This window comes from Mycobacterium sp. (assembly GCF_008709575.1).
In the GTDB taxonomy this organism is placed as follows: domain Bacteria; phylum Actinomycetota; class Actinomycetes; order Mycobacteriales; family Mycobacteriaceae; genus Mycobacterium.
Map to the genome: position 1 here is coordinate 1 of NZ_VYIK01000150.1, position 1,452 is coordinate 1,452.

The following is a 1,452-nucleotide window of genomic DNA, read 5'->3' on the forward strand; positions in this document are numbered from 1 at the left end:
AGGTACCGGGCGAGCTGCTGGGTGAAGGACTGGGTGGTGCCGGCGAATTGGCCGGTGCCGCCGGCGGTGCCGGCGCCGGCTTAGCAGGCACCATGCCCGCTTCGATGCTCGGGCCGCCGCCGATTCCTTCCGCCGGTACCGTTCCCGCGTCGTCTCCGAGTACGCCGCCACTGCCGGCGACTACTCCGGAACCGGCGGGCGCACCGAGGGGCGGCCTGGCCGGCATGCCGATTATGCCCCCCGGAGCGATGGCGGGCAGCGCGACGAGCGGCGAGGCTAAGCCCGACACCAAGCGCGTGGTCCCCCCGCCGGTCAAGAACGGCGCCCCGGTGCAGGGACGCATCACCGTCCCCCCGAACGCGCCGGAGGTGATAAAGCAGTTGCAGGGCAAGCCGATAGCGACCCGACGCATACTCGCCCCCGACCAAGCGCCCGACGACGTCGACGGCGATTCAGGACGCTGACACACCGGTGACTGACCGTGTGGCGAATTTGGCTATGCCTCAACCTGTTTGGGCTCGGCCGTAGCCAATCTAGTTGGGTGTTGGTGGTGGTTGGGGTTGGAAGGGGTCGTACCACCACCAGTTGGCGCGTTCGCCGGTGGGCCCGGGGCAGGGTGGCACCGCGGGCGGGACAAGGCGGGGTGGGCGCGCGAGTGATCCCGGGGGTAGCGAGCGCCCGGTGTGGTCGGTGACGCTCAGGTCGGTGCCGGTTCCAGCGATGATGATGTGGCCCTGGTGGTGCAGCCGGTGGTGATAGGGGCAGACCAGCACCAGATTTGTTGCAAGTCGGGAAACTACCCCCATTGATAGCGGCAGATCGGCCAGTCCACACGTTCGGGTTTCAGGCGGACGCCCGTTCGGAAATCAACTACGCGTTGACGGCGTAGCCGCCGATCAAGTGGTCAGGTACTCCACGAGCGCGCGCCGGATTATCTCGCCCCGGCTCGCGCCTTCGAGTTCTGCTCGGGTGTCCACCAACGTCACCAGATCGTCGGGCAGGCGCACCGAGTAGGTGCTCGCGGCTTCGTCGCCTATCGACGGTCGGCCCCGGCGGCGCAGCTTCTCCTCAGGGATGCCTGCTTCGGCCTCGGTGACGAGCCGGTCCACTCCTGCGTTGTCCAGCGGTGGGTGGGTCTGCTTCTGTGTGTGGGTCATATCATCACCTGCCTCGTGCTCGGAGGGCTTTCTCCAGTTCTTTCGGACGGGCCTTCATGCAGTGGATGACGCGCCCGCCGGGGGTGTCATGAAGGATGAGCAACTCCAGCAGCGTCAGGTCGCAGGCGAAGCCGAAAACCCAGGTGCGCGGCGGATCGTCATCCTCGATGTCATAGTCGATGTGCCGGTGTTCCAATGCGTGAAGGATGTCGTCGCGCGTCCACTTTCGCTTGAGCGCGGTGGGGCCAATCTCCACAGGAATATCGTAACACGTAAATGCGGATTAGGGCTGTCG

The 1,452-nt window shown here is 66.3% G+C and carries 2 protein-coding genes and 2 pseudogenes; 1 reads left to right on the plus strand and 3 read right to left on the minus strand.

All coding sequences use genetic code 11. From position 1 onward, the window contains the following. Positions 1–464, plus strand: a pseudogene (locus F6Q13_RS17395) (hypothetical protein); the annotation flags it as partial. A gap of 69 nt (positions 465–533) precedes the next feature. Here the strand turns inward: F6Q13_RS17395 and F6Q13_RS17400 are convergent. From F6Q13_RS17400 to F6Q13_RS17410, 3 genes and pseudogenes are all read right to left on the minus strand, one after another. Beyond that, a pseudogene (locus tag F6Q13_RS17400) lies at positions 534–782 on the minus strand (hypothetical protein); the annotation flags it as partial. A 114-nt stretch (positions 783–896) separates the two neighbouring features. Continuing rightward, complete coding sequence (locus F6Q13_RS17405; RefSeq protein WP_293059217.1) at positions 897–1,157, minus strand: ribbon-helix-helix domain-containing protein; 261 nt, start codon at positions 1,155–1,157, stop codon at positions 897–899. Between the two features lie 4 nt (positions 1,158–1,161). Further along, positions 1,162–1,413, minus strand: coding sequence for a hypothetical protein (locus F6Q13_RS17410; protein WP_293059220.1), 252 nt, complete (start codon positions 1,411–1,413; stop codon positions 1,162–1,164). Between the last annotated feature and the right edge of the window lie 39 nt (positions 1,414–1,452).

Excerpts from the sequence above, each read along its gene's own strand:
- F6Q13_RS17405 (WP_293059217.1), bottom strand. The coding sequence starts at position 1,157 with ATGACCCACACACAGAAGCAGACCCACCCACCGCTGGACAACGCAGGA.